The organism is Streptomyces sp. NPDC056987 (assembly GCF_042673865.1).
GTDB lineage: Bacteria > Actinomycetota > Actinomycetes > Streptomycetales > Streptomycetaceae > Streptomyces.
Genome location: NZ_JBHURV010000020.1, coordinates 1 through 23,049, shown reverse-complemented (window position 1 = coordinate 23,049; position 23,049 = coordinate 1). Strand labels below are relative to the sequence as shown.

At 71.5% G+C, this 23,049-nt stretch carries 26 protein-coding genes and 5 tRNA genes; 11 read left to right on the top strand and 20 right to left on the bottom strand.

The features are described from left to right. Positions 1-77 precede the first annotated feature (77 nt). On the bottom strand, positions 78-2,315 hold the full coding sequence (gene recG, locus ACFTZC_RS22735) for an ATP-dependent DNA helicase RecG (RefSeq protein ID WP_382892463.1): 2,238 nt from the start codon (positions 2,313-2,315) through the stop codon (positions 78-80). A gap of 81 nt (positions 2,316-2,396) precedes the next feature. After that, a complete protein-coding gene (locus ACFTZC_RS22730) occupies positions 2,397-4,067 on the bottom strand; it encodes a DAK2 domain-containing protein (RefSeq protein WP_382892461.1) in 1,671 nt (556 codons plus the stop codon). Between the two features lie 215 nt (positions 4,068-4,282). Here ACFTZC_RS22730 and rpmB point away from each other — a divergent pair, with 215 nt between their 5' ends. Next, entirely contained in the window at positions 4,283-4,468 is a 186-nt protein-coding gene (gene rpmB, locus ACFTZC_RS22725; RefSeq protein WP_028426177.1) for a 50S ribosomal protein L28, read from the top strand. A gap of 134 nt (positions 4,469-4,602) precedes the next feature. On the opposite strand, the gene thiD is transcribed toward rpmB, so the two are convergent. Together thiD and ACFTZC_RS22715 are read right to left on the bottom strand one after the other, a co-directional pair. Next, positions 4,603-5,406 (bottom strand): bifunctional hydroxymethylpyrimidine kinase/phosphomethylpyrimidine kinase, encoded by an 804-nt coding sequence (gene thiD, locus ACFTZC_RS22720; RefSeq protein WP_382892459.1) that lies wholly within the window; start codon positions 5,404-5,406, stop codon positions 4,603-4,605. Positions 5,407-5,416: 10 nt separating this feature from the next. Then, positions 5,417-6,385 carry a thiamine-phosphate kinase gene (locus ACFTZC_RS22715; protein WP_365812275.1) on the bottom strand — a complete coding sequence of 323 codons (969 nt, stop codon included), beginning with the start codon at positions 6,383-6,385 and terminating at the stop codon, positions 5,417-5,419. Positions 6,386-6,701: 316 nt separating this feature from the next. On the opposite strand from ACFTZC_RS22715, the gene ACFTZC_RS22710 reads away from it, so the two are divergent. Together ACFTZC_RS22710 and ACFTZC_RS22705 are read left to right on the top strand one after the other, a co-directional pair. After that, positions 6,702-6,935 carry an Lrp/AsnC ligand binding domain-containing protein gene (locus ACFTZC_RS22710; RefSeq protein WP_329823058.1) on the top strand — a complete coding sequence of 78 codons (234 nt, stop codon included), beginning with the start codon at positions 6,702-6,704 and terminating at the stop codon, positions 6,933-6,935. 84 nt (positions 6,936-7,019) lie between these two features. Then, positions 7,020-7,463 (top strand): DUF3515 domain-containing protein, encoded by a 444-nt coding sequence (locus ACFTZC_RS22705; protein WP_382892668.1) that lies wholly within the window; start codon positions 7,020-7,022, stop codon positions 7,461-7,463. Between the two features lie 36 nt (positions 7,464-7,499). Here the strand turns inward: ACFTZC_RS22705 and ACFTZC_RS22700 are convergent, their stop codons facing one another. Genes ACFTZC_RS22700 through ACFTZC_RS22690 form a run of 3 tightly spaced genes read right to left on the bottom strand, consistent with a single transcriptional unit; the run spans position 7,500 to position 10,511 of the window. Then, positions 7,500-8,732, bottom strand: coding sequence for a D-alanine--D-alanine ligase family protein (locus tag ACFTZC_RS22700; protein WP_382892456.1), 1,233 nt, complete (start codon positions 8,730-8,732; stop codon positions 7,500-7,502). A 34-nt stretch (positions 8,733-8,766) separates the two neighbouring features. Continuing rightward, the gene (locus ACFTZC_RS22695) at positions 8,767-9,768 is read right to left on the bottom strand and encodes an NAD(P)H-dependent glycerol-3-phosphate dehydrogenase (protein WP_382892454.1); all 1,002 of its coding nucleotides are present in this window, start codon (positions 9,766-9,768) and stop codon (positions 8,767-8,769) included. Beyond that, entirely contained in the window at positions 9,765-10,511 is a 747-nt protein-coding gene (locus tag ACFTZC_RS22690) for a lysophospholipid acyltransferase family protein (protein WP_382892452.1), read from the bottom strand. The genes ACFTZC_RS22695 and ACFTZC_RS22690 overlap by 4 nt, the downstream gene beginning before the upstream one ends. Positions 10,512-10,763: 252 nt before the next feature. Between ACFTZC_RS22690 and cofC the strand changes: the two genes are divergently transcribed. Both cofC and ACFTZC_RS22680 read left to right on the top strand, forming a co-directional pair. Beyond that, positions 10,764-11,558 carry a 2-phospho-L-lactate guanylyltransferase gene (gene cofC / locus ACFTZC_RS22685; RefSeq protein WP_382892450.1) on the top strand — a complete coding sequence of 265 codons (795 nt, stop codon included), beginning with the start codon at positions 10,764-10,766 and terminating at the stop codon, positions 11,556-11,558. 31 nt (positions 11,559-11,589) lie between these two features. Continuing rightward, positions 11,590-11,805, top strand: coding sequence for a hypothetical protein (locus tag ACFTZC_RS22680; protein ID WP_382892448.1), 216 nt, complete (start codon positions 11,590-11,592; stop codon positions 11,803-11,805). Between the two features lie 151 nt (positions 11,806-11,956). Here the strand turns inward: ACFTZC_RS22680 and ACFTZC_RS22675 are convergent, their stop codons facing one another. The 4 genes from ACFTZC_RS22675 to leuC form a co-directional block, all read right to left on the bottom strand. Continuing rightward, positions 11,957-12,616 carry an HU family DNA-binding protein gene (locus ACFTZC_RS22675; RefSeq protein ID WP_382892446.1) on the bottom strand — a complete coding sequence of 220 codons (660 nt, stop codon included), beginning with the start codon at positions 12,614-12,616 and terminating at the stop codon, positions 11,957-11,959. Positions 12,617-12,760: 144 nt separating this feature from the next. Further along, the gene (locus ACFTZC_RS22670) at positions 12,761-12,988 is read right to left on the bottom strand and encodes a hypothetical protein (RefSeq protein WP_365812287.1); all 228 of its coding nucleotides are present in this window, start codon (positions 12,986-12,988) and stop codon (positions 12,761-12,763) included. 104 nt (positions 12,989-13,092) lie between these two features. Further along, positions 13,093-13,701: a 3-isopropylmalate dehydratase small subunit gene (gene leuD, locus ACFTZC_RS22665; protein ID WP_382892444.1), complete on the bottom strand. Its 609-nt coding sequence runs from the start codon at positions 13,699-13,701 to the stop codon at positions 13,093-13,095. A gap of 2 nt (positions 13,702-13,703) precedes the next feature. After that, entirely contained in the window at positions 13,704-15,143 is a 1,440-nt protein-coding gene (gene leuC / locus ACFTZC_RS22660) for a 3-isopropylmalate dehydratase large subunit (RefSeq protein ID WP_382892442.1), read from the bottom strand. 209 nt (positions 15,144-15,352) lie between these two features. Between leuC and ndgR the strand changes: the two genes are divergently transcribed. Beyond that, positions 15,353-16,069 (top strand): IclR family transcriptional regulator NdgR, encoded by a 717-nt coding sequence (ndgR, locus tag ACFTZC_RS22655; protein WP_329823068.1) that lies wholly within the window; start codon positions 15,353-15,355, stop codon positions 16,067-16,069. 123 nt (positions 16,070-16,192) lie between these two features. On the opposite strand, the gene ACFTZC_RS22650 is transcribed toward ndgR, so the two are convergent. Continuing rightward, positions 16,193-16,675, bottom strand: coding sequence for a DUF4188 domain-containing protein (locus tag ACFTZC_RS22650; RefSeq protein ID WP_382892438.1), 483 nt, complete (start codon positions 16,673-16,675; stop codon positions 16,193-16,195). A 101-nt stretch (positions 16,676-16,776) separates the two neighbouring features. Here ACFTZC_RS22650 and ACFTZC_RS22645 point away from each other — a divergent pair, with 101 nt between their 5' ends. After that, positions 16,777-17,448, top strand: a complete 672-nt coding sequence (locus ACFTZC_RS22645) for a MerR family transcriptional regulator (RefSeq protein ID WP_382892436.1) — start codon at positions 16,777-16,779, stop codon at positions 17,446-17,448. 89 nt (positions 17,449-17,537) lie between these two features. Here the strand turns inward: ACFTZC_RS22645 and ACFTZC_RS22640 are convergent. The 6 genes from ACFTZC_RS22640 to ACFTZC_RS22615 form a co-directional block, all read right to left on the bottom strand. After that, a tRNA-Glu gene (locus tag ACFTZC_RS22640) sits at positions 17,538-17,613 on the bottom strand. A 16-nt stretch (positions 17,614-17,629) separates the two neighbouring features. Beyond that, a tRNA-Gln gene (locus tag ACFTZC_RS22635) sits at positions 17,630-17,701 on the bottom strand. Positions 17,702-17,721: 20 nt separating this feature from the next. Continuing rightward, a tRNA-Glu gene (locus tag ACFTZC_RS22630) sits at positions 17,722-17,794 on the bottom strand. Between the two features lie 61 nt (positions 17,795-17,855). After that, a tRNA-Glu gene (locus ACFTZC_RS22625) sits at positions 17,856-17,928 on the bottom strand. A gap of 19 nt (positions 17,929-17,947) precedes the next feature. Then, positions 17,948-18,019: transfer RNA gene (locus ACFTZC_RS22620), tRNA-Gln, on the bottom strand. Positions 18,020-18,107: 88 nt separating this feature from the next. Then, entirely contained in the window at positions 18,108-18,827 is a 720-nt protein-coding gene (locus ACFTZC_RS22615) for an HAD family hydrolase (protein ID WP_382892434.1), read from the bottom strand. A gap of 146 nt (positions 18,828-18,973) precedes the next feature. Here ACFTZC_RS22615 and ACFTZC_RS22610 point away from each other — a divergent pair, with 146 nt between their 5' ends. Genes ACFTZC_RS22610 through ACFTZC_RS22600 form a run of 3 tightly spaced genes read left to right on the top strand, consistent with a single transcriptional unit; the run spans position 18,974 to position 21,465 of the window. Beyond that, positions 18,974-19,591: a hypothetical protein gene (locus ACFTZC_RS22610; protein ID WP_382892432.1), complete on the top strand. Its 618-nt coding sequence runs from the start codon at positions 18,974-18,976 to the stop codon at positions 19,589-19,591. A 36-nt stretch (positions 19,592-19,627) separates the two neighbouring features. Further along, a complete protein-coding gene (locus ACFTZC_RS22605) occupies positions 19,628-20,800 on the top strand; it encodes a sensor histidine kinase (protein ID WP_382892430.1) in 1,173 nt (390 codons plus the stop codon). Beyond that, positions 20,797-21,465, top strand: a complete 669-nt coding sequence (locus tag ACFTZC_RS22600) for a response regulator (RefSeq protein WP_382892428.1) — start codon at positions 20,797-20,799, stop codon at positions 21,463-21,465. The genes ACFTZC_RS22605 and ACFTZC_RS22600 overlap by 4 nt, the downstream gene beginning before the upstream one ends. Positions 21,466-21,484: 19 nt before the next feature. Here ACFTZC_RS22600 and ACFTZC_RS22595 read toward each other — a convergent pair whose 3' ends face one another. Then, positions 21,485-21,685 (bottom strand): DUF397 domain-containing protein, encoded by a 201-nt coding sequence (locus ACFTZC_RS22595; protein WP_382892426.1) that lies wholly within the window; start codon positions 21,683-21,685, stop codon positions 21,485-21,487. Between the two features lie 12 nt (positions 21,686-21,697). Beyond that, positions 21,698-22,549 (bottom strand): helix-turn-helix domain-containing protein, encoded by an 852-nt coding sequence (locus ACFTZC_RS22590; protein WP_382892424.1) that lies wholly within the window; start codon positions 22,547-22,549, stop codon positions 21,698-21,700. A gap of 135 nt (positions 22,550-22,684) precedes the next feature. Here ACFTZC_RS22590 and ACFTZC_RS22585 point away from each other — a divergent pair, with 135 nt between their 5' ends. Then, positions 22,685-23,005, top strand: a complete 321-nt coding sequence (locus tag ACFTZC_RS22585) for a hypothetical protein (protein ID WP_382892422.1) — start codon at positions 22,685-22,687, stop codon at positions 23,003-23,005. Positions 23,006-23,049: the final 44 nt, after the last annotated feature.

The window sequence follows — 23,049 nt, the reverse complement described above, 5'->3', positions numbered from 1 at the left end:
CCACGATATTGCGTACGCGACCGCGTACGCACCGGCCGGGCCCTGCCGGTGCGTACGGTCCGGTCGGCCGGCGTCGCTCAGCCCTTGTCGAGGAACTGCTCGCGCTCCGTGTCCAGCAGCGCGTCCAGCGCCGTCCGCAGCTCGGGGCTGGAGGCCAGCTCCGGGTCGGCGGCGACCACCGCCACGGCCTCCTCGCGGGCGGCGGCGATGATCTCCTCGTCCTCGATGACGGCGAGCATCCGCAGCGAGGACCGCACCCCGGACTGGGCCTGACCCAGCACATCGCCCTCGCGGCGCTGTTCGAGGTCGATCCGGGACAGCTCGAAGCCGTCGAGCGTGGCGGCGACCGCGCCGAGCCGGGCCCTGGCGGGGCTCGCCTCCGGCATGTCGGTGACCAGGAGGCAGAGACCGGGCGCCGCGCCACGGCCGACCCGGCCGCGCAACTGGTGGAGCTGGGAGACGCCGAACCGGTCGGCGTCCATGATCACCATCGCCGTGGCGTTGGGGACGTTCACCCCGACCTCGATGACGGTCGTCGCGACCAGGACGTCCACCTCGCCCGCGGCGAAGCGGCGCATCACGGCGTCCTTGTCGTCCGGCTGCATCCGGCCGTGCAGGACCTCGACGCGGAGCCCGGCCAGCGGCCCCGCCACCAGCTGCTCCGCGACCTCCAGCACCGCGAGCGGGGGCCGCTTCTCGGCGTCCTCCGCGGCCTTCCCCTTGGCCGCGGACGCCTTCTTCTTGCCGCCCTTGCCGTTCTTCTCGTCCTCGTCGTCGCCGATGCGGGGGCAGACCACGTACGCCTGGTGCCCCTTGCCGACCTCCTCGCGCACCCGCTCCCAGGCGCGGGCCAGGAAGTGCGGCTTGTCCTGCGCGGGGACGACATGGCTGGCGATCGGCGAGCGCCCCGCCGGGAGCTGGTCCAGGACGGAGGTCTCCAGGTCGCCGAAGACGGTCATGGCGACCGTCCGGGGAATGGGGGTGGCCGTCATGACCAGCAGATGCGGCGGCTGCTTGCCCTTGGAGCGCAGCGCGTCGCGCTGCTCCACGCCGAAGCGGTGCTGCTCGTCCACGACGACCAGCCCCAGGTCGTGGAAGCGCACCTTGTCCTCGATCAGCGCGTGCGTACCGATCACCATCCCGGCCTCGCCGGTGACCAGGTCGAGCAGTGCCTGACGGCGCCCGGCGGTGCCCATGGAGCCGGTGAGCAGCACCACCTTCGTGGCGTTCTCCGCGCCGCCCAGCATCCCTCCCTGGGCCAGCTCGCCCATCATCTCCGTGATGGACCGGTGGTGCTGCTGCGCGAGGACCTCGGTGGGTGCCAGCAGCGCGGCCTGACCGCCCGCGTCCACGACCGTGAGCATCGCGCGCAGCGCGACGAGCGTCTTGCCGGAGCCGACCTCGCCCTGGAGCAGCCGGTGCATGGGGTGTTCGGTGGCGAGGTCCGCGAAGATCTCGGCGGTGACCTTCCGCTGGCCCTCCGTGAGCGTGAACGGCAGTCCGGCGTCGAAGGTGTCGAGCAGTCCGCCCGCCACCGGCTCGCGGGCGACGGCCGGGAGCTGGGTGTCCGCGTACCGCCGCCGGGCCAGCGCGACCTGGAGGACGAACGCCTCGTCCCACTTGAGCCGGGCCCGGGCGTCCTCGATGTCGGCCTTCGTCTCGGGCCGGTGGACCTTGAGCAGCGCCTCCGGCAGCGGGACGAAGCCGCGCCCCTCGCGCAGCGCGGGCGGCAGCGGGTCGGCGGCCTCCACGGCGCGCGGCAGGACGGCGTCCACCGCTTTGGTGATCTTCCAGGACTCCAGCCCCTTGCAGGCCGGGTAGATCGGGATCAGCTTGCCCGCGAAGGCGTTCACGGCGCTCGCGTCCTCGTCCACCGCGCCGGAGTCCGCCCCCGGCGCGAGCGGGACGTACGTGGGGTGCGCGAGCTGGAGCTTGCGGTTGAAGACCGAGACCTTGCCGGCGAACATGCCGCGGCTGCCGGGCGGCAGTTCCTTGTGCGGCTTGTGGAGCCCGCGGCCGAAGAAGACGAGCTGGAGCCGGCCGCTGCCGTCGGTGAGGGTGATCTCCAGGCGCTGACCGCGGCCGTGGTTGAACGTCAGGATCCGGGAGTCCGCGACCTGCGCGACCACCGTCACGTCCTCGTCCAGCGGGAGTTCGGCCAGCGTGGTGAGCTGGCCGCGCTCCTCGTACCGCCGTGGGTAGTGGTGGAGCAGGTCACCGACCGTGTGCAGGCCGAGGTGTTCGGCCATCACCTTCGCGGTGGCGGGGCCGAGCGACTTCTTGAGTGGTTCATCCAGCGCGGACACGCGATCCATTGCACACCACACCACTGACAGCCGTCGCGCACCCCCGGGTTTCCGCAGGTCACGGCCGCGCCGCCGGGACCGGTCCCGGCGTCACTCCACGCCGACGAGGAGCGGCGCGGACTGCCGGCCGCCCCGGTAGACCACCGTGTCGACGGCGAGGTGCCCCTCGCGTACGTAGCTCTCCAGGCGGGCGGCGAGCGTCTCGGGTACGTCCTCCCCGAGGACGAGCGTCACGAGTTCACCGCCCGCGGAGAGCATCCGGGAGAGCACCGTCTCGGCCGTGGCGGCGAGATCGGAGCCGATGACCGCGACGTCCCCGTCGATCAGGCCGAGGACGTCCCCGGCCTGGCAGATGCCCGCCATGGTCCAGGACTGACGCTCCGCGACGGCCAGTTCGGCGTAGCGGGTGGCACCGGCGGCGCTGGTCATCGCGACGACGTCCTCGTCGAAGCGGCGCTCGGGCTGGTGCACGGCGAGCGCGGCGATCCCCTGGACGGCGGCCCTGGTCGGGATGAGGGCCACGCGTACGCCTTCGGTACGGGCCTGCTCCGCCGCGGCGGCCGCGGTGTGCCGCAGTGCCTCGTCGTTCGGCATGAGGACCACCTCGCGGGCGTGCGCGCGCCGGATCGCCTCGACCAGTTCGCCGCTGGCGGGCGGCTCCCCGGGGCGCGCGAGGACGGTCGTCGCGCCGGCCTCGGCGCAGAGCCCGGCGAGGCCCTCGCCGGGGACGACCGCGACGACGGCGCGCTGGACGCGCGACTCCTCCGCGGCGGCGACGAAGTGGGTGATGCGGATGCGGTACGGACGGCCCGCCTCGACGCCCGCCTCCACGGCGGCGCCGGCGTCGTCGACATGGACGTGCACGTTCCACAGTCCGTCGCCGCCGACGATCACCAGGGAGTCCCCGAGCCCGTCGAGCCGGTCCCGCAGCCGGGCCACGGCGGCGTCGTCCGCCTCCAGCAGATAGATCACCTCGAAGGCGGGCCCGCCCTCCGCCTCGCACGCCTCGGCGGCGGAGTCCGCCCCGACGGGGTGCTCCCGGCGGCGGTGGCCCGCCGGGTAGGGCGCGGGCGCGTCGCCCGTGAGGCAGCGCACCAGCGCGCCCAGCACGGTGAGGAGCCCCCGGCCGCCCGCGTCGACGACGCCCGCGCGGCCGAGCACGTCGAGCTGGCCCGTGGTGGCGTCGAGCGCGGTGCGAGCGCCCGCGTACGCGGCCCGTACGGCCTCGGCCGTCCCCGCGCCATGCGCGCCGTGCGCGCCGTCCGTGTGCGCCGCTGTCCCCGCGGCGTCCGCGGCGGCGCTCGCCACGCTCAGGATCGTGCCCTCCACGGGGTGCGCGACGGCCTCGCGGGCCAGCGCTGCGGCGCGGCGCAGCGCCAGGGCCAGCCGACGGCCGCCGTTCCCCGGATCCCCGTCCCCCTCACCCAGCGCATCCGCGTCCGCCAGCACCTCGGCCATACCGCGCAGTAGCTGCGCCAGGATCGTCCCGGAATTGCCCCGGGCGCCGATCAGCGCGCCGTGCGCCATGGCCCGTACGGCGTCCACCGGAGCGGGCACGGAGGCGCCCGTCTCGTGCGCGGCGAACACCGCCTCGACCGCCTGCGTGGCGGACTCGACGGTCAGATAGAGGTTGGTGCCGGTGTCACCGTCCGCGACCGGATAGACATTGATCGCGTCGATCTCCTCGCGCTCCCGGCCGAGGGCCTCCAGCGCCAGCGCGCACCAGCTCCGCACCGCTGCGGCGTCGAGGGTCTGCGGCACCTGCGGGGTCCTCCTCCGTCGGCTGGGGTGATGCGAGAAGGGTATAGTTTCCGGCTACCGAGGCAGTCGTTGTATGCTGCTGCGGTTGCCCGATGAGAGTCGGGCCAATCCCCCGGTAAAGCGACGTCGACGCCATCGATTCGTTCTGATTCGTTTCGTTGATCCAGCCACGCCGGATTTCTCTGTACGAGCATCTGAAGTCTTTGGAGTGACCCGTGGCTGCCAACTGCGACGTCTGTGGCAAGGGGCCGGGCTTCGGCAACAGCATTTCCCACTCGCACCGCCGTACGCCCCGTCGCTGGAACCCGAACATCCAGCGCGTGCGTGCCGTGGTCGGTCGGACGCCGAAGCGCCTCAATGTCTGCACATCGTGCATCAAGGCCGGCAAGGTCTCGCGCTGACGCCTGCGTCGTAGCGCAGCCCCTGCGGTTGCCTTGAAGAGCCGGTCCACCTCGGTGGGCCGGCTCTTTGCCGTGTCCGGACGGTGCGCCGCCTTTCCAGGTCGGTGCGCCGCCTTTCCGGTCGGCCCGGTGGCTCAGCCCCGGAAGCGCCAGGCGTGGTCCACCGGCCCGATCCCCGCGCCCAGCGCGAAGCCGTGCGCGATCGCGCCCGTCACGTACTCCTTGGCCGCCCCGACGGCCGCCACCACGTCCTGCCCGCCGGCCAGCCCCGCGGCGATCGCCGACGCGTAGGTGCACCCCGTGCCGTGCGTGTGCCGGTTGTCGTGGCGCGGCGCCCGCAGCCAGTGCTCCTCGGTGCCGTCGGTCAGCAGGTCCACCGCGTCGCCCGGCAGATGCCCGCCCTTGATCAGGGCCCAGCGGGGCCCGAACTCCAGGACGGCGTGGGCCGCACGCCGCAGATCCGCCTCGTCCGCCACCCGTACGCCGGTGAGCTGCGCCACCTCGTCCAGGTTCGGGGTGGCGACCGTCGCGGCCGGCAGCAGCCGGTTCCGTACGCCGTCCAGCGCCGAGGCGGCCAGCAGTGGATCACCGTGCTTGGAGACCCCGACCGGGTCGACGACCACGGGGACACCGGTCTCCGCGAGCAGTTCCGCCACGGCGTCGACGAGGACGGCGGAGGAGAGCATGCCGGTCTTCACGGCCTGCACCCCGATGTCGTCGACGACGCTGCGGTACTGCGCCCGCACCGCCTCCACCGGCAGGTCCCAGGCGCCCTGGACGCCCCGGGAGTTCTGCGCCGTGACGGCGGTGAGCACGCTCATGCCGTGCGCGCCGAGGGCCAGCATCGTCTTGAGGTCCGCCTGGATGCCCGCACCGCCGCCGGAGTCGGATCCGGCGACGGTGAGAACACGGGGCGGCGCGGACGCGGTTTTCGACATGCCCACGAATCTACGTGTCCTCGATGTCGCCGAAGTGGTCCCAGCCGCCCTTGCTGGTCCACGGGGCGCCGTCGACCGTCACCTGGGGCAGCGCGGAGGGATTGAGCACCTCCCCGATCACCTTCCAGCGCGCCGGGAGCTTCGCGTCCGCGGGGAACGTCGCGACGATCGCGTGGTCCTCTCCCCCGGTCAGCACCCACTGGAGCGGATCGACGCCGACCGCCTGGCCGATGTCGTTCATCTGCGAGGGGATGTCGATCAGACCGGAGCGCAGGTCGATACGGACCTGGCTCGCCTCCGCGATGTGCCCGAGGTCCGCGACCAGACCGTCGCTGACATCGGTCATGGCGGTGGCGCCGAGTCCGGCCGCCGCCGGGCCCGCGTGGTACGGCGGCTCGGGCCTGCGGTGCGCCTCCACGAAGGCGCGGGGCGAGCGGAAACCCCGCGAGAGCACCGCGTGCCCCGCGGCCGACCAGCCCAACCACCCGGTGTAGGCGACGACATCGCCGGGCCGGGCGCCGGAGCGGGTCACCGGCTCGTGGTTGCGCAGATCTCCCAGCGCGGTGATCGCGATGGTGATCGAGTCGCCGCGCACCACGTCGCCGCCGACCACGGCCGCCCCCGCGACCTGGCACTCGTCCCGGATGCCGTCCATCAGCTCGGTGGGCCAGGTGACCGGCAGTTCGGCCGGCACGACAAGACCGAGCAGCAGCGCGGTGGGCACCGCGCCCATCGCCGCGATGTCGGCGAGGTTCTGCGCGGCGGCCTTGCGGCCCACGTCGTACGCGGTCGACCAGTCGCGGCGGAAGTGCCGCCCTTCGAGGAGCAGATCCGTACTCGCCACGACCCTGCGGTCGGGGGCCGCCACGACCGCGGCGTCGTCGCCCGGCCCGAGCCGCACCGCCGGGGTGGTGGTGAGTCGGGACGTCAGCTCTCTGATGAGCCCGAACTCCCCCAACTCGCCCACGGTTCCCTTCACCGAGTCTCCCCTTCTCTTCGCTTCTCTTCACTCTTCGCCGGGCCGCGCCTGCGGTCGCGGTCCCCTACTGCTGCCGACATCGTCATCGGGCACGTCAACACGGCCGTACGCCGGACCACGCCCACGGGGCACGGCGCGTGGGCCGCGCCCCGCCCCGTACGTCGCGCGCGCATGGCACCCGCACACGTCAACGTGGATTTCCGTACGCCACCCCGCGGGCGCCACCGGGCACCCAGGTCTCCCCGCGGCCCGCGGCGACGCGATACCGTGGCGTCTCTTTCCCCCACATGATCCTCGTGGCCGCCCTGGAGGTTCCGTGGTACAGGCGTACATCCTTATTCAGACCGAGGTGGGCAAGGCGACGACCGTCGCCGAGACCATCGCAAAGATTCCGGGAGTGATCCAGGCCGAGGACGTCACCGGTCCTTACGACGTGATCGTGCGGGCTCAGGCGGACACCGTCGATGAGCTCGGCCGCATGGTCGTCGCCAAGGTCCAGCAAGTAGAAGGCATCACCCGCACCCTGACCTGCCCGGTCGTACATCTCTAGACCGCCCCCGTCTACGCTTGGCCGGTGATACGTTCCCGTCGCCCGCTTCCCAGCCGCAGGCTATCCGGCCGTGCGTTCGCCCGCCTGCCCGCCGTCGCCGTTCTTCTGTCGGCGGCGGCGGGCTGCTCCTCCACGGACGCGGCGGCATCGGTCACGGTTCCCACCCCCTCCCGACAGGAGGCGGCCCTCTGCCGCGCCCTGCACAAGGAGCTGCCCGACACCCTCGCGGACCTCGGCCGCGGCGATCCCGAGCCGAGCTCCGAACTGACCGCCGGGTGGGGGGACGGCGCGATCGTACTGCGCTGCGGAGTGCCCCGGCCCGCGGAGATGAGCGATCCGCAGGCACAGGGCATCGACGCGGACGGCGTCAACTGGATGCTGGAGGAGCGGGACTCGGGGCCGCGGTTCACCACGACGTACCGCCGGACCTATGTGGAGGTCACGATGGACTCGCGGTTCAACCATGACTCCACCCCGCTCGCGGGGCTGGCCGAGGCCGTCGAGAAGACGGTCCCGTCCAGCCTCTAGTGCCGCGACCGTGCCCGGAAGGAGCGCCGGACGCGCTCAGCGCAGGCCGGTCGGGCGGCGCAGCGCCGCCTGGATGAGCAGGTCCACCAGCTCCGCGTAGCCGACGCCGCTCTCCTGCCACATGCGCGGGTACATGGAGATGGGGGTGAAGCCCGGCATCGTGTTGATCTCGTTGATGACGAACTCGCCGTCCTCGGTGAGGAAGAAGTCCGCGCGGACCAGCCCCTCGCAGGACGTGGCCTCGAACGCCGCCACCGCGAGCCGCCGCACCTCCGCGGTCTCCTCCGGGGTGAGGGGGGCGGGCACCAGACCGGCGGCCGAGTCGATGTACTTGGCCTCGAAGTCGTAGAAGTCGTGCTCCGTGACCGGCGGGATCTCGGCCGGCACGCTGGCGCGCGGACCGTCCTCGAACTCCAGCACGCCGCACTCGATCTCGCGCCCGCGCAGCAGCGACTCCACCAGGATCTTGGGGTCGTGGCGGCGGGCCTCGGCGATCGCCTCGTCGAGCCCCGAGAGGTCGTCGACCTTGGTGATGCCCATGGAGGAGCCGCCCCGCGCGGGCTTCACGAAGAGCGGCCAGCCGTGCTCGGCGGCGAAGTCCACGATCTTCTTCCGGGCGGCGGCGCCCGGCGCCCCGCCCCGGTCCCCGCCGGCGTCGCCGTCGGGCACCAGCTCCCACTCGCGGGGCCGGATCACCACGTACGGGCCGACGGGCAGCCCGAAGGAGGTGAACACCCGCTTCATGTACTCCTTGTCCTGGCCGACGGCCGAGGCGAGGACACCCGCGCCGACGTACGGGATCCCGGAGAGCTCCAGCAGCCCCTGGAGGGTGCCGTCCTCCCCGTACGGGCCGTGCAGCACCGGGAAGACCACGTCGACGTCGCCCAGCACCTTGGGCACGGCGCCCGGTTCGCTGTAGACGACCTCGCGGCTGCCCGGGTCGACGGAGAGGACGACGGAGCCGTCCGTGGACTCGGCGATCTGCTCGACGCTCGGCAGGGCGCGGTCGGCGATGCCCATCCGCTCCGGGTCGTCGGCGGTGAGCGCCCAGCGGCCGTCGGTGGTGATCCCGATCGGGAGGACGTCGTACTTCGTACGGTCGATGGACCGCAGTACGGCGCCGGCCGTGACCACCGAGATGGCGTGCTCGGAACTGCGGCCGCCGAAGACGACGGCCACGCGAGGCTTGCGGAGCGGCTGCTCTGGGCGGGGCTCCGGGCTGTGCCCAAGGCTGCGCTCGGGGCTGTGGGAGGAGTTCTCGCTGCTCATATCGCGATGAGCGTACCTGCTGGTACCGCCCGAGTCAGCGTCGCTCGGGCTTGGCGCTGCGCGCCATCAGCTCTTTGAGCGCGACGAGCGGCGGCTTCCCGTTGTGCACGATGTCCACGACGGTTTCGGTGAGCGGCATGTCGACATCGTGGCGCCGCGCCAGATCCAGCACGGATTCACAGGACTTGACGCCCTCCGCGGTCTGTTCGGTGACCGCGATCGTCTCCTGGAGGGTCATGCCGCGGCCCAGGTTGGTGCCGAAGGTGTGGTTGCGGGAGAGCGGCGAGGAACAGGTGGCGATGAGATCGCCCATTCCGGCGAGTCCGGAGAAGGTGTGCGGGTCGGCGCCCATGGCGAGGCCGAGCCGGGTGGTCTCGGCGAGTCCCCGGGTCATCAGGGTCGCCTTGGAGTTGTCGCCGAGGCCCATCCCGTCGGCGATGCCGACGGCGAGACCGATCACGTTCTTGACGGCCCCGCCGAGTTCGCAGCCGACGACGTCGGTGTTGGTGTACGGGCGGAAGTAGGGGGTGTGGCAAGCGGCCTGGAGCCGCCGGGCGACCGCCTCGTCCACGCAGGCCACGACGGCGGCGGCGGGCATCCGGCCCGCGATCTCCTTGGCCAGGTTGGGGCCGGTGATGACGGCGACGCGCTCGGCCGGCGCCTTGGCGACCTCCTCGATCACCTCGCTCATCCGCTTGGCCGTGCCGAGTTCGACGCCCTTCATCAGGGAGACGAGGACGGTGTCGGAGGGCAGTACGGGGGCCCACTGGGCGAGGTTTCCGCGCAGCGTCTGCGAGGGCACCGTGAGCACCGTGAACTCGGCGCCGCGCGCGGCCTCGGCCGGGTCGGTGGTGGCCCGTACCCCTTCCGGGAGTTCGAAACCCGGCAGGTAGGCGGGGTTGGCGCGGGTGGTGTTGATGGTGTCGGCGATCTCGGGACGGCGGCCCCAGATCGTCACCTCGCATCCCGCGTCGGCGAGGACCATGGCGAACGCCGTACCCCAAGAACCCGCTCCGAAGACGGCGACCCGCGTCACTTCGACCCCTCTTCCGCGGCCTTGCGCCGCTGTTCTTCCCTGGCCTTGCGGTAGTCGTACGAGACGGCGGGTACCGGCTCGCCCCGTACCTCGGCCAGCAGTTCCGTGATCGCCGCCATGATGACCTCGGTGGCCTCGCGCAGCAATTCGGGGGTGATCTCCCGGTCGTAGAAGCGCGACAGGTCGACGGGCGGGCCGGCGAGGATCCGGTGGGTCTTGCGCGGGAACAGGTCGGGTTTCGTGGCGTACGGCGGGAGGAGGAGGTTGGCGCCCCACTGCGCGACGGGGATGACCGGGCACTTGGTCTGGAGGGCGACCCGGGCGACGCCGGTCTTGGCGCTCATGGGCCACAGGTCGGGGTCGCGGGTCAGGGTGCCCTCGGGGTAGAACGCCACGCACTCGCCCCGCTCGACGGCGTCGATGGCGGCGCGGAAGGCGCTCAGCGCGTCGCTGGTCTCGCGGTAGACGGGGATCTGCCCCGTGCCGCGCATGACGGCGCCGATGAATCCCTTGGTGAAAAGGCCGTCCTTGGCGAGGAAGCGCGGAAGACGGCCGGTGTTGTACTGGAAGTGGGCGTAGGCGAACGGGTCGAGATGCGAATTGTGGTTCACCGCGGTGATGAATCCGCCGTCGGCCGGAATGTGCTCCGCACCCCGCCAGTCCCGCTTCAGGAGAAGGATCAGCGGCGGTTTTGCGATGACCGCCGCCAGGCGGTACCAGAAGCCGATTCTACGGCGGGACACTCGAACACCTTCCTCTTCTCGCCGGGCCCCCTGCCCGGCTGCCGGGGGTCAAGTGTGGCCCCGCTCCTCCGGTCTGTCGAGAACACCGTACGCCCCGGTCGGGGGACCGGCCCTGTGGCCTCGCGCGGTGCCGGGCCACAATAGAGGGCGCATACACATGGGCTGTACGCGGGCCACCGTGCGGGGCGGGAGAGCCCTCCCGGGGACGGCACCGGAACCGGGCGCGAGGACCGCCCCGGGACGGACGCGGAGATGGACGGAGAGGCGGAGATGGACGAGGAGTTCGCCACGCGCACCGGCCCGGCCGCCGCGTGGTCCCTGGTGGTTCCGCTCAAGCCCCTCCGGATCGCGAAGAGCAGGCTCGCCGCGGCGACGGGCGACGCGCTGCGCCCGCGGCTCGCCCTCGCGTTCGCGCTGGACACCGTGGCCGCGGCGCTGGCCTGCCCCGTCGTCCGTGAGGTCGCGGTGGTCACCGACGACCCCACCGCGGCGGCGGAGCTCTCCGCGCTGGGCGCGCGCATCGTCCCGGACACCCCGGCGGACGGCCTCAACGCGGCGCTCGCGCACGGGGCGCGGGCGGTCAGGGCGGTACGGCCACGGGCGGCGGTGGCCGCGCTCAACGCGGATCTGCCTGCGCTCCGCCCGGCGGAACTGGCTCTCGTCCTCGCCGCGGCGGAGGATTTTCCGCGCGCTTTTCTCACGGACGCCGCGGGAATCGGTACGACTTTGCTGACTGCGGGACCCGGCGTGGAATTGAATCCGGCTTTCGGCGGCCCGTCCCGAATGGGACACATGTCGACGGGGGCGGTGGAAATACTTCTGGCCGGGGTGGATTCCGTACGGCGGGATGTCGATACCGGCGAGGATCTGCTGCGGGCGGCGGAGCTGGGCCTCGGCCCGCGCACGGCCCTGCGGTACGAGCGGCGCGGCAGGGACGCGGCGTACGGGGCGAACCCGGAGTACGGGGACGGGGAGCGCCGGACGTACGGGGAGAACCGGGGGCGCGAGGCGTGCGGGCCGCTCCCGGCGCCCGGTCCTGGCTGCTGAGGACCGGCGGCCCTGGCGATACGCTGCGGCTATGCAGGCGACCTCGTACACATACGATTCCGAGACCCGTTGCGGGAGTGTGCTGCTGGACGACGGCACCCCGGTGGAGTTCGACGCGGCGGCCTTCGACGCGGGCGGGCTGCGGCTGCTCCGGGTGGGACAGCGCGTACGGATCGAGACCGAGGGCACGGGCGAGGCCGGGGGCGCGCCGTTCCGCATCACGCTGGTGACGCTCCAGACGCTCTGAGCCTCCGCGCCGCTCCCGCGTCCGCCGCGCGGAAAGCGCCCCGCAACACCCCTTGGCGCTCCACAGCGCCCCGTACGCCGCGTAAACGCCGCGGGCCGGGCTCCCCGAGGGGAGCCCGGCCCGGCGCGTACGGCCCTGAACCGCTTCCTGCCTACTTCTTCCTGGCGACGGCCTTCTTCGCCGTGGTGGTGCGCGCGGTGGCCTTGCGCGCCGGGGCCTTCTTGGCGGTCGCCTTCTTGGCCGGCGCGGTCTTCTTCGCGGTGGCCTTCTTGGCGGTGCCGGTGGCCTTCTTGGCGGTCTTCTTCGCCGTGGCGGTGGTCTTCTTCGCCGTGGTCTTCTTCGCAGCGGCGCTGGTCTTCTTCGCCGTGGTCTTGGCGGCCGTGGTCCTCTTGACCGCGGTCTTCTTCGCCGCCGTGGCCGCCTTCTTGGCGGTGGCCTTCTTGGCCGCGGCCTTGACGGTCGTCCGAGCGGAAACCCCGCCCGAGAGGCTGCCCTTGGGGGCCTTCTTGACGGCCACGTCGTTCTTCGGGAGCTTCTTCGACCCGCTGACGAGATCCTTGAATCCCTGGCCCGCGCGGAACCGCGGCACCGAGGTCTTCTTGACCCGTACGCGCTCGCCCGTCTGCGGGTTACGGGCGTAACGCGCCGGGCGGTCGACCTTCTCGAACGAACCGAAGCCGGTGACCGAGACCCGGTCCCCGGCGACCACCGCGCGGACGATCGCGTCGAGTACCGCGTCGACCGCGTCGGCGGCCTGCTGACGACCGCCGACCTTGTCCGCAATCGCTTCTACGAGCTGCGCCTTGTTCACGTCTTCCCCTTCGGAGGCATTGCCAGAACGAAACTGTTCAAGCTTTTTCGCACGTTAGGCAGATATATACCGCAAATCAAACACGAAACGGGCTAATCACCCTAGTGCCGCAACGAAGTCGGCCCGGCGGAGTTCCGCGGAGGGTCAGGGACCTTCCGGAAAACGACCCTCGTCCAGGTCCTTCATCAAGCGGTCCAGACGCCGTGCCGCGTCCGGGAGATCGTGTTTCGCCGCGGCCGTGATGACCAGCAGCTTCCGGGAGAGAGCAAGCCGCACACCCTCCGGGACCTGCAGTGCACGCACCTTCGCGTGCGCATCTTTGAGTTGTTCGGCGACTAACCCGTAGAGCTTGAGTTGGTTGTCGCGTTCCATGCGCCGATTGTGCCATCTAGGGCGAGTTGTCGCCCGACAGGGGCTCAACAAGCAACTGCACCCCCTACCTGGAGGCAGGGGGTGCAGTAGGGGAAACGCGCTGATCAGGCAGCGATTGTGCGGGGTTTGAAGGACGGCCTGGCGGCCTCGTACGCGGCGATGTCGGACTCGTTCTGAAGGGTGAGGCTGATGTCGTCGAGCCCGTTCAGCAACCGCCAGCGGGCGTTCTCGTCAAGCTCGAAATCGGCCACAAGCGCTGCTCCGTCGGGGGCGGTCGCACGGACCTGGCGCTGCTCCAGGTCGACCGTGACCTCCGCCGTGGGGTCGCTCTCCGTGATCTCCCAGAGCGCGTCCACGACGGACTGCTCCAGCACGACGGTCAGCAGGCCGTTCTTGAGCGAGTTACCCCGGAAGATGTCCGCGAACCGCGAGGAGACGACGGCCTTGAAGCCGTAGTTCTGCAAGGCCCAGACGGCGTGCTCCCGGGACGACCCCGTGCCGAAGTCGGGTCCGGCGACCAGGACCGAGGCCCCGGCGTACTCGGGGCGGTTGAGGACGAAGGACGGGTCCTTGCGCCATGCCTCGAACAGCCCGTCCTCGAACCCGTCCCTGGTGACCTTCTTGAGCCAGTGGGCGGGGATGATCTGGTCGGTGTCGACGTTGCTGCGGCGCAGCGGGACGGCGGGACCGGTGTGGGTGGTGAAGGCTTCCATGGTTATCGCGCTCCAGCGGGCGTACGGTCGCCGGCACCGGCGTCGGACAGATCGGCGGGCGAGGCCAGGTGGCCCAGCACGGCGGTGGCGGCGGCGACCTGGGGGGAGACGAGATGCGTCCGGCCGCCCTTGCCCTGCCTGCCCTCGAAGTTGCGGTTGGACGTGGACGCGGAGCGCTCGCCGGGCGCGAGTTGGTCGGGGTTCATGCCCAGACACATCGAGCAGCCCGCGTGCCGCCATTCGGCACCCGCGGCGGTGAACACCTTGTCCAGGCCCTCCGCGACGGCCTGGAGGGCGACCCGTACGGAGCCGGGAACGACCAGCATCCGTACGCCGTCGGCGACTTTGCGGCCCTCCAGGAGGGTGGCGGCCGAGCGCAGGTCCTCGATACGGCCGTTGGTACAGGAGCCCACGAAGACGGTGTCGACCTTGATGTCGCGCAGCGCCTGCCCGGCGGTCAACCCCATGTACTCCAGGGCCTTTTCGGCGGCGAGGCGCTCCGAGGCGTCCTCGTACGAAGCCGGGTCGGGGACGTGCGCGGAGAGGGGCAGGCCCTGGCCCGGGTTGGTGCCCCAGGTGACGAACGGGGCCAGCTCCTCGGCCTTGATGAAGACCTCGGCGTCGAAGACCGCGTCGTCGTCGGTGCGCAGCGTCTGCCAGTACGCGACGGCCTCGTCCCAGTCGGCACCCTCGGGGGCGTGGTCGCGGCCCTTGAGGTAGTCGAAGGTGGTCGCGTCCGGGGCGATCATGCCCGCCCTGGCGCCGGCCTCGATGGACATGTTGCAAATGGTCATCCGGGACTCCATCGAGAGTTTCTCGATGGCGGAGCCGCGGTATTCGAGGATGTAGCCCTGGCCGCCGCCGGTGCCGATCTTCGCGATGATCGCGAGGATCAGGTCCTTGGCGGTGACGTCGGCGGGCAGTTCGCCCTCGACCGTGATGGCCATGGTCTTGGGGCGGGCCAGCGGCAGCGTCTGGGTCGCGAGGACGTGCTCGACCTGGCTGGTGCCGATGCCGAACGCGAGCGCGCCGAAGGCGCCGTGGGTGGAGGTGTGGCTGTCGCCGCAGACCACGGTGGTGCCGGGCTGGGTCAGGCCGAGCTGCGGGCCCACGACATGGACGACGCCCTGCTCGACGTCGCCCAGCGGGTGCAGCCGTACGCCGAACTCGGCGCAGTTCTTGCGCAGGGTCTCCAGCTGGACGCGGGAGACGGGGTCCGCGATGGGCTTGTCGATGTCGAGGGTCGGGGTGTTGTGGTCCTCGGTCGCGATGGTGAGGTCGAGCCGCCGGACCCGCCGGCCGTTCTGGCGGAGGCCGTCGAACGCCTGGGGGCTGGTCACCTCGTGCAGCAGGTGCAGATCGATGAAGAGAAGGTCGGGCTCGCCCTCCGCGCGCCGGACGACATGGTCGTCCCAGACCTTCTCCGCGAGTGTCCTACCCATCGCTTTCCCTCCGGCCGGCGTCGTGTGGCCGGCACTCCTAGAGATATGTGGGCCCACGTCCGTACCCCACGCACCGGACGTCGGCGGGGAACCCTTGGTCCTGGGTCCGTACCCCGCGGGCCCGGTTCCGCGGGCCCGTACGTACAGGTTGGCAACTTCCCCGGAAAATTGAACTTGCGTTTCACAGAGTGAGACGCGAGTATCGTTTCATGGACAACTCTAGCGGCGTCGGCGTACTCGACAAGGCGGCTCTGGTATTGAGCGCCCTGGAGTCCGGTCCGGCCACCCTCGCCGGGCTGGTCGCGGCGACCGGGCTCGCACGACCCACGGCACACCGGCTGGCCGTGGCTCTGGAACACCACCGGCTGGTGGCGAGGGACATGCAGGGCCGGTTCATTCTCGGCCCCCGGCTGGCCGAGCTGGCCGCGGCGGCGGGCGAGGACCGCCTGCTGGCGACGGCGGGACCGGTCCTCACGCATCTGCGGGACCTGACCGGGGAGAGCGCGCAGCTCTACCGCCGCCAGGGCGACATGCGGATATGTGTGGCGGCGGCGGAGCGGCTCTCGGGGCTGCGGGACACCGTCCCGGTCGGCTCCACCCTGACCATGAAGGCGGGCTCGTCGGCCCAGATCCTGATGGCCTGGGAGGAGCCGGAGCGGCTGCACCGCGGTCTCCAGGGGGCCCGTTTCACGGCGACCGCGCTCTCGGGCGTACGGCGCAGGGGCTGGGCCCAGTCGATCGGCGAGCGGGAGCCGGGCGTGGCCTCGGTCTCGGCGCCGGTACGGGGCCCGTCGAACCGGGTGGTCGCGGCCGTCTCGGTATCCGGACCGATCGAGCGTCTGACGCGTCACCCGGGCCGGATGCACGCCCAGGCCGTGATAGACGCGGCGGGGCGGCTGAGCGAGGCCCTGCGCCGCGCGAGCTGACACCCCCACCACCGGGACGGCGACCGTCCCGTTCGCCATTCCACTCCCCAGGGCCGCTCCAGCGCCGCAGCGGCCCGCCCGATCACCTTCCCGGCCATCCCCGGTCGGGGACGCGGCACGGAGCTACGAGGCGAGCCGGTCGGCCGCGCGGTCACCGCGCCTGCCCACCGGGACCACCCCGGCCGCCGCGCCCAGGCCGAATGCCGGCATGTTGACGTAGATGCTCTCGTACGAGCCGGCGGGGACCACATAGGTCTCGTGCCAGAACCCCACACCGCCCCGCCCCTCGCGCACCCGGCGGTTGAACTCCGCCCAGGCCGGCCGGTGCTCCTTGTCCGGCGCCGCCGCGTACGCCAGCAGTTTCTCCTTGGACTCCCAGTACTGGACGGCGTACACGAGACGCGGGCCGCCCATCAGGAACCGGGAGGCGATGAGCCCGCTGGAGGGGTCCCGCAGCAGTTCCTTCCGCATCCTCGGCATGGCCCGGGCCACCGGCCACCAGTCGCGCGGCGAGCGGAAGTTGTTGACGCGCATCCCGATCAGGAACACGACCATCCCCTGCCCCGCGTCGGCGGTCATCCGCCCCTCGATCACTTTCGCACCCATGCCGATCTCCTCGCTCACCGCTGAATGACGTCCCGCTGGATTGGATAGCTCCACTATCCATGATTGGATAGTGCCACTGTCCAACGGGAGGTGCAACCGGGATGCGCATGGCGGAGCTGAGTGAGCGGAGCGGGGTCCCCACCGCCACGATCAAGTACTACTTGCGCGAGGGGCTGCTCCGGCCCGGCCGCCGGATCAACGCCACGCAGGCCGCCTACGACGAGGAGCACCTGCGCAGGCTGCGGCTGGTCAGGGCGTTGATCCAGGTGGGCCGGATGCCGGTGGCGACGGCGCGGGAGGTCCTGGTGGCGGTGGAGGACGAGTCGCTCGACCGGCACACCCGGATCGGCGCGGCGGTCTGGTCCCTCCCGGACGGCTCCCCCGCCGGGCCCTCCGGCGACGCGGCGGAGGCGGCCCGGGACGCGGCGGACGAGGCGGCCGAACGACAGGCGCTCGAACTGCTGGAACGGCTCGGCTGGTCCTTCGGCTGCGCGGCGCGGGACGACTCCCCCGCGTACCGGATGCTGGTCGGCGCCCTCGCCGCCCTGGAGCGGAGCGGGTATCCGTGCGTCATGGAGGACCTGCTCACGTACGGGCGTTCCGCCGGCCAACTCGGCGCCGTGGACCTCGACATGATCGAGCGGTACGAGCCGGGGACCCGGCAGGTCGAGGCGGCGGTGGCGGGGACGGTGCTGTACGAACCGGTGTTGCTGAGCCTGCGGCGGCTCGCGCAGGCGGAGGAGTCCAACCGGCGCTTCGGGGACGGCGGTTGAGGGCCGGAGGCGGCATGGCCGAGGGCACGCCCGGGGCAACGAAAAGACCCTCCCCGAGGGGAGGGTCTTCATCGGGCTCAGTTCTGCTGTGGTACCCCCGACCGGATTCGAACCGGCGCTACTGCCGTGAGAGGGCAGCGTGCTAGGCCGCTACACAACGGGGGCATGGCCCTGAGCCAAGCTGGGCTACCAGGACTCGAACCTAGAACAACGGAACCAGAAACCGTCGTGTTGCCAATTACACCATAGCCCATGGTGATTCTTGAGAATCAGTACCCCCGACCGGATTCGAACCGGCGCTACTGCCGTGAGAGGGCAGCGTGCTAGGCCGCTACACAACGGGGGCCCTAGCGATCCTGCATCAACGTATCCGGGTGCGACCCGAAGACGTCGGCGAGAAGGATCTGTACCCCCGACCGGATTCGAACCGGCGCTACTGCCGTGAGAGGGCAGCGTGCTAGGCCGCTACACAACGGGGGCGTTGCAGATACAGTCTGCGCTGGGCTACCAGGACTCGAACCTAGACTAACGGAACCAGAAACCGTCGTGCTGCCAATTACACCATAGCCCACCAAAGCTGAACCCCCGTGCGGGGGATCTTGTCTGGCGTGCGCTTCCCGGTCGGACCTTGTGGTTTCCCGGGCGGCGCAGGAAGAACATTACCCGATCGCGGACACCGCTCCAAAACGAGTATCCCCGCGCAGTACGGCGGGAAGCTGGCCGAGATCGGTGATCCGCACCAGCTCGGGACGCCCGCCGATCCCGCCCCGGTCCAGCCAGACCCCGGCGAGCCCGGCGGCGGTCGCCCCGCCGGCGTCGATGTCCGGCTCGTTCCCGACGTACGCCACCTCGCCGGGCTCCAGCGCGAGGACGTCGCAGGCGGCGTGGAAGGCGGCGGCGTCGGGCTTGGAGACCCCCAGCTCGGCGGCGCAGAGCACGGCCTCGAAGTGATCGCGTACGCCGAGGACACGCAGCTTCCGGTCCTGGGCGATGATCGACGAGTTCGAGAGCACGGCCTGCCGGTAGTCGGCGGCGAGCAGGTCGAGCGCGGCGAGACTGTCGGGGAACAGGCTCCAGGCGGCCTCGTAGTGCGTGATGTACCGGTCGAACCACGCGTCGGCCTCGGTGTCGTCCAGCCCGGCCCCGGTGAAGGCCCGCACCCGGTCACGCCGCTGCCCCAGAAAATCCGTCTCCCCGGCGGCGAACCGCAGCCACTGGGCATCGGTGATCTCCCGCCACCGCCCGAGAACCTGGTCGACGCTCTCACCGCCGCCGGACAGCCCCTCGGCGGCGAGATGCCGCTGCATGCCGGCGCGGTCGGCGCTGGTGTAGTCGAAGAGAGTGTCGTCGATGTCCCAGAGGACGGCACGGATCGCCATACGCCGACGGTACCGCGCGCGGGCGGATGGCGACGGTCAGGGCAACTCCGGGCGCGCGGTCGGGGGAGCGGCCGACGGGAGCGCGGGTGAGCGGCCGACGGGAACGCGCGGCGTCTCCCTCCTCCGGGGGAGGGAGGAGATGGGTCATGTCGGCGATGTCCGGGCCCACCGCGGCGGCAAGGATCCACGGCATGGACAAAGCCGTCGCCTTCACCGCCGCCCCTCTCCTCGTCATCGTCTACGCGAGCGCCCGCTTCCTGGACGGCCTGGACGGCGAGCGCGGCCCCGGTCCGGCCTGGACCACGGGTCACCTCGCGTTCCTCGCCGCGCTGCTCCTCTTCGTTCCGGTCCTTCTGGAACTGCGCCGCCTGGCGGGCCGCGGGCCGTTCGCCACGGTCACGGCCGTCGTCGGCCTCGTCGGCGCGGTCTGCTCCGTGGTCCAGATCTCCGTCGACCTCGTCGTCGGGGCGCTCGCCGCCGACCATGAGGCGATGCGGGGCATGTTCGCCGGTGTGCGGAGCGTCCCCGGGGTGGATGTCGTCGTCTACCTGGTGGGGCCCGTGCTGCTCTACCTCGGTCTGCTCGTCCTGTACTGCCACCTGGCGGTGGTCCGGGCCGTTCCCGTGTGGCGGGCGGTCGCGGTGGTGCTCGCCGTACTGGTCTCCCTCCTGGGGCTGGACGCGCTGCCGGCGGTCGGCCTGTTGCTGTACGCCGGACTCGCGCACCCGCGCCGCGGCATCTCGCCCGCCGCGGCGCGCGGTTGAGGGACCGCCGGACACCCTGTGCGAAAATCCGGCCCTATGCGTGCGCCGTCCGTACCCTTCGCGCTCCGCCGCCCGGCGGGTTCACGGTGGCCGGAGATCACGCTCGCCCTCGTCACGACCGCCGCCCAGATGGCGCCCCTGCTGTTCCTGCGGAGCGGCGACGGACGCCCCTGGCACTGGTGGGGATACGCGGTGACGATCGGGGCGTCGCTGCCCTTGGCGATGCGGAAACGCGCGCCCGTGGCGGTCCTGTTGGTCTGCGCCACGTTCTCCGGGCTCTACGATCTCGCCGCCCCGCTCGCCCGGCAGCCGCTCTGGTACGGAACCCTCATCGCGCTGTACGGGGTGGCGTCCGTCTCGCCGCTCCGGATACGGGTGCCGGTCTTCCTGGCGATCTGCGCGATCGGCCTCGCCACGGTCGGCTCGCCCGACACCGCGGCGCGCGGCGTCGTCCTGTACGTCACCGCGTACGCGCTGGGCCGGGCTTCCGCCGGCGCCCGTGCCGAAGCGGCCGCCCTGGCCGAACGCGCCGCCCGTCTCGAACGCGAACGCCGGATCGACGAGGAGCGCGCCGCCGAACGCGAACGGGCCCGGATAGCCCGGGACATGCACGATGTGCTGGCCCATTCGATCAGCCTGATGGTCGTCCAGGCCGAGGCCGGGCCGGTCGTGCTGGACACGGACCCCGCGCGTGCCTCGGCCGCGTTCGGCGCGATCGCCGGCACCGGCCGTGACGCGCTGGACCAGTTGCGCCGGATGCTGACCGTCCTCAAGGACGAGGACGGCCCCCGCGCCCCGCAGCCGACGATCCATGATCTGCCCGCGCTCACCCGCCAGGTCGCGGGCGCCGGCCTGGCGGTGACCCGCACCGTCGAGGGCGAACCGCGTCCGGTGCCCGCCGACTGCGGTGCGGCGGCGTACCGCATCGTGCAGGAGGCGCTGACCAACGTCGTCAAGCACGCCGGGGCCGACCGTGCCGAGGTACGGCTGTGCTGGCGGGACGACACACTGGAGATACGCGTCGTGGACGACGGCCGCGGCGCGGGGAAGAACCTTCCGTCGGGCGGGAACGGCCTGACCGGGCTCCGTGAACGGGCCGCCGCCTGTGGCGGAACCGCGACGGCCGGGCCCCGGGAGGACCGCCTCCCGGGATTCGAAGTGAGGGCGCGGCTGCCCCTGGCCGCGCCGGAAATGGGGGTGCGGGCATGACGATCCGCGTGGTGGTGGCCGACGACCAGGAGTTGGTACGCGCCGGATTCGCCATGATCCTGGCGGCGCAACCCGGCATCGAGGTCGTCGCGGAGAGCGGGGACGGCTTCGAGGCGGTCGGCGCCGCCCGCGCGCACCGCCCCGATGTCGTCCTGCTCGACATACGGATGCCGGGGATGGACGGCATCGAGGCGGCCCGGATCATCTGCGGCGGGACCGGGTCCCGGGTGATCATGCTGACCACCTGGGGGCAGGACGACTATCTTTTCGACGCCCTGTACGCGGGCGCGAGCGGCTTCCTGCTCAAGGACGTACGGCGGGACGACCTCGTGCACGCGGTGCGCGTGGTCGCGGCGGGCGACTCGCTGCTCGCCCCCTCCGTCACCCGCTCCCTCATCGCGGCGTTCACCTCGGGCGCCGCCGTGCCGCCGCCACGGACCGAACGCCTGGACGTCCTCACCGCCCGCGAGCGCGAGACGATGCGGCTGCTCGGCGGCGGCCTCTCCAACGCGGAGATCGCGGCGGCGCTGGTGGTGAGCGAGCACACGGTGAAGACGCATGTCAGCAACGTCCTCACCAAGCTCGGCCTCCGCGACCGGGTCCAGGCCGTGATCGCCGCCTACGAGACCGGCCTGGTGCTCCCGGGCAGCCCGACGCCCCCGTAGCGCGGCGGCCGACCGGGGGTCACGGGCGTGGCAGGTCACTCAACCGGTCGGCCTTGACGGCTGTCAGGAGCGCGCGCAGCTGCCCCGGCGCGAGCGACAGGAGCACGTCGGGGTCGTCACTCTCGCGGATGCGGAGCGTTCCGTCGGGGGCGGCGGCGACGTTGACGCAGTTGGCGCCCTCCGAGCTGTAGGAGGACTTCTGCCATTCGTAGCGGGGCATGGTCAATCTTCCTCAGAGGCTCTTGGCTACACGCCGGATGAAGTCACGGGACTTCCCGGGCGGAAGGGAGCAGCTCTCCATGCGGTCCAGCACAGTACGGTATCGCGCAAGCTGCGCCTCACCGTCGAGGAAGTCACAGCCATGATCGGTGTCCAACACGACGGTGTCGAGTTGCGGCACAGAGCCGGTTGCGTAGGTGACGGGCTGGCCGGCAGCAGGGAAGTCACTGAGGCCGAAGGGGATGACCAAGACCCTTACGTTGTCGTGCTCGCCCATCTCGATGAGATGGTGCAGTTGCTCGCGCGAGACCTCGGGTCCCGCGAATCCAAGTCGAAGCACGGCTTCGTGGACGATCGCGGTATAGCGCATCGCCGGTTCTCCGTACAGAGCCGCCTGCCGCTTCATCCGGAACGACGTCCGATGCTCAAGTTCGTGGGCGCGCAACGACGGAACGCTCTGCTTGAAGGAAACACGGGCATGGGCAGCCGTCTGGAGCAGGCCGGGCACATTCATCACGGCAGCCACCCGCAGCGAGGTGGCGTCGTTCTCAAGCTCGGCACACTCGACCAGTGAGGCGGACAACAACTCGCGGTACTCGTCCCACCACCCCCGCTCGCGGCCACCCGTCATGCCCGCCAGCGCCTCCACCAGCTCGGCGTCATCGCAGGCATAGGTATGCGCTATCGCACGCACCCGGTCCGCGCCCACGGCGTATCGGCCCGCTTCCATCATGCTCAACCTGGCCTGCTGGATGCCGATTTGAGCAGCGGCGGCCGTTGACTTGAGTCCGGCCCGCTCGCGCAGCTTGCGCAGTTCGGCGCCCAGCCTCCGCTGTCGCAGCGTCGGCGGCATGTCCCTCGCCACTGGCCACCCTCCCCATACGAGCTGTCACCCACACAGGTGAAGTTGAAAAAGTATCGCGCAATCGAGGATAACTTTATCCCCGACCGGCTACATTCCTATCACTCGCCAACTGCTGCGACGGATAGGAGACTTCACATGAACACCGTATCCCCGCCCCTCCCCCGCCCTGATCGTCCAGAAGGGTTCGACCAGGAGATCCGCGAGCTCGTCGACGCCACCGCACCCCGCCTCTTCGCCGTCGTCGAGGAGTTCGCCTGCGCCGACGGCGAGCTGGACGCCCGGGTCGCCGCGTGGGGGCTCGCCTTCGCGGATGGTGGGGGTACGCAGGTCACCACCGTTGACGGCGGGCTCCCGCTGTTCCTGGCCTCGCCCGAACGCGCCGCCGCGTGGGTCTCGCGCCGCCCGGGGAGCTTCGGCAGTCTCGTGTGGCCGGGGGCGCCGACACCGCAGCCGTGACGGCATGCGCGAGGGCCCGGCGGCCCGCCCCGTACGTACGGGGC

Excerpts from the sequence above, each read along its gene's own strand:
- ACFTZC_RS22610 (WP_382892432.1), top strand. The coding sequence starts at position 18,974 with ATGTCGGCGATGTCCGGGCCCACCGCGGCGGCAAGGATCCACGGCATG.
- ACFTZC_RS22670 (WP_365812287.1), bottom strand. The coding sequence starts at position 12,988 with ATGGAACGCGACAACCAACTCAAGCTCTACGGGTTAGTCGCCGAACAA.
- ACFTZC_RS22585 (WP_382892422.1), top strand. The coding sequence starts at position 22,685 with ATGAACACCGTATCCCCGCCCCTCCCCCGCCCTGATCGTCCAGAAGGG.
- ACFTZC_RS22615 (WP_382892434.1), bottom strand. The coding sequence starts at position 18,827 with ATGGCGATCCGTGCCGTCCTCTGGGACATCGACGACACTCTCTTCGAC.
- ACFTZC_RS22700 (WP_382892456.1), bottom strand. The coding sequence starts at position 8,732 with ATGAGCAGCGAGAACTCCTCCCACAGCCCCGAGCGCAGCCTTGGGCAC.
- ndgR (WP_329823068.1), top strand. The coding sequence starts at position 15,353 with ATGGACAACTCTAGCGGCGTCGGCGTACTCGACAAGGCGGCTCTGGTA.
- ACFTZC_RS22605 (WP_382892430.1), top strand. The coding sequence starts at position 19,628 with ATGCGTGCGCCGTCCGTACCCTTCGCGCTCCGCCGCCCGGCGGGTTCA.
- leuC (WP_382892442.1), bottom strand. The coding sequence starts at position 15,143 with ATGGGTAGGACACTCGCGGAGAAGGTCTGGGACGACCATGTCGTCCGG.
- leuD (WP_382892444.1), bottom strand. The coding sequence starts at position 13,701 with ATGGAAGCCTTCACCACCCACACCGGTCCCGCCGTCCCGCTGCGCCGC.
- ACFTZC_RS22680 (WP_382892448.1), top strand. The coding sequence starts at position 11,590 with ATGCAGGCGACCTCGTACACATACGATTCCGAGACCCGTTGCGGGAGT.
- ACFTZC_RS22595 (WP_382892426.1), bottom strand. The coding sequence starts at position 21,685 with ATGCCCCGCTACGAATGGCAGAAGTCCTCCTACAGCTCGGAGGGCGCC.
- recG (WP_382892463.1), bottom strand. The coding sequence starts at position 2,315 with ATGGATCGCGTGTCCGCGCTGGATGAACCACTCAAGAAGTCGCTCGGC.
- ACFTZC_RS22645 (WP_382892436.1), top strand. The coding sequence starts at position 16,777 with ATGCGCATGGCGGAGCTGAGTGAGCGGAGCGGGGTCCCCACCGCCACG.
- cofC (WP_382892450.1), top strand. The coding sequence starts at position 10,764 with ATGGACGGAGAGGCGGAGATGGACGAGGAGTTCGCCACGCGCACCGGC.
- ACFTZC_RS22650 (WP_382892438.1), bottom strand. The coding sequence starts at position 16,675 with ATGGGTGCGAAAGTGATCGAGGGGCGGATGACCGCCGACGCGGGGCAG.
- ACFTZC_RS22600 (WP_382892428.1), top strand. The coding sequence starts at position 20,797 with ATGACGATCCGCGTGGTGGTGGCCGACGACCAGGAGTTGGTACGCGCC.
- thiD (WP_382892459.1), bottom strand. The coding sequence starts at position 5,406 with ATGTCGAAAACCGCGTCCGCGCCGCCCCGTGTTCTCACCGTCGCCGGA.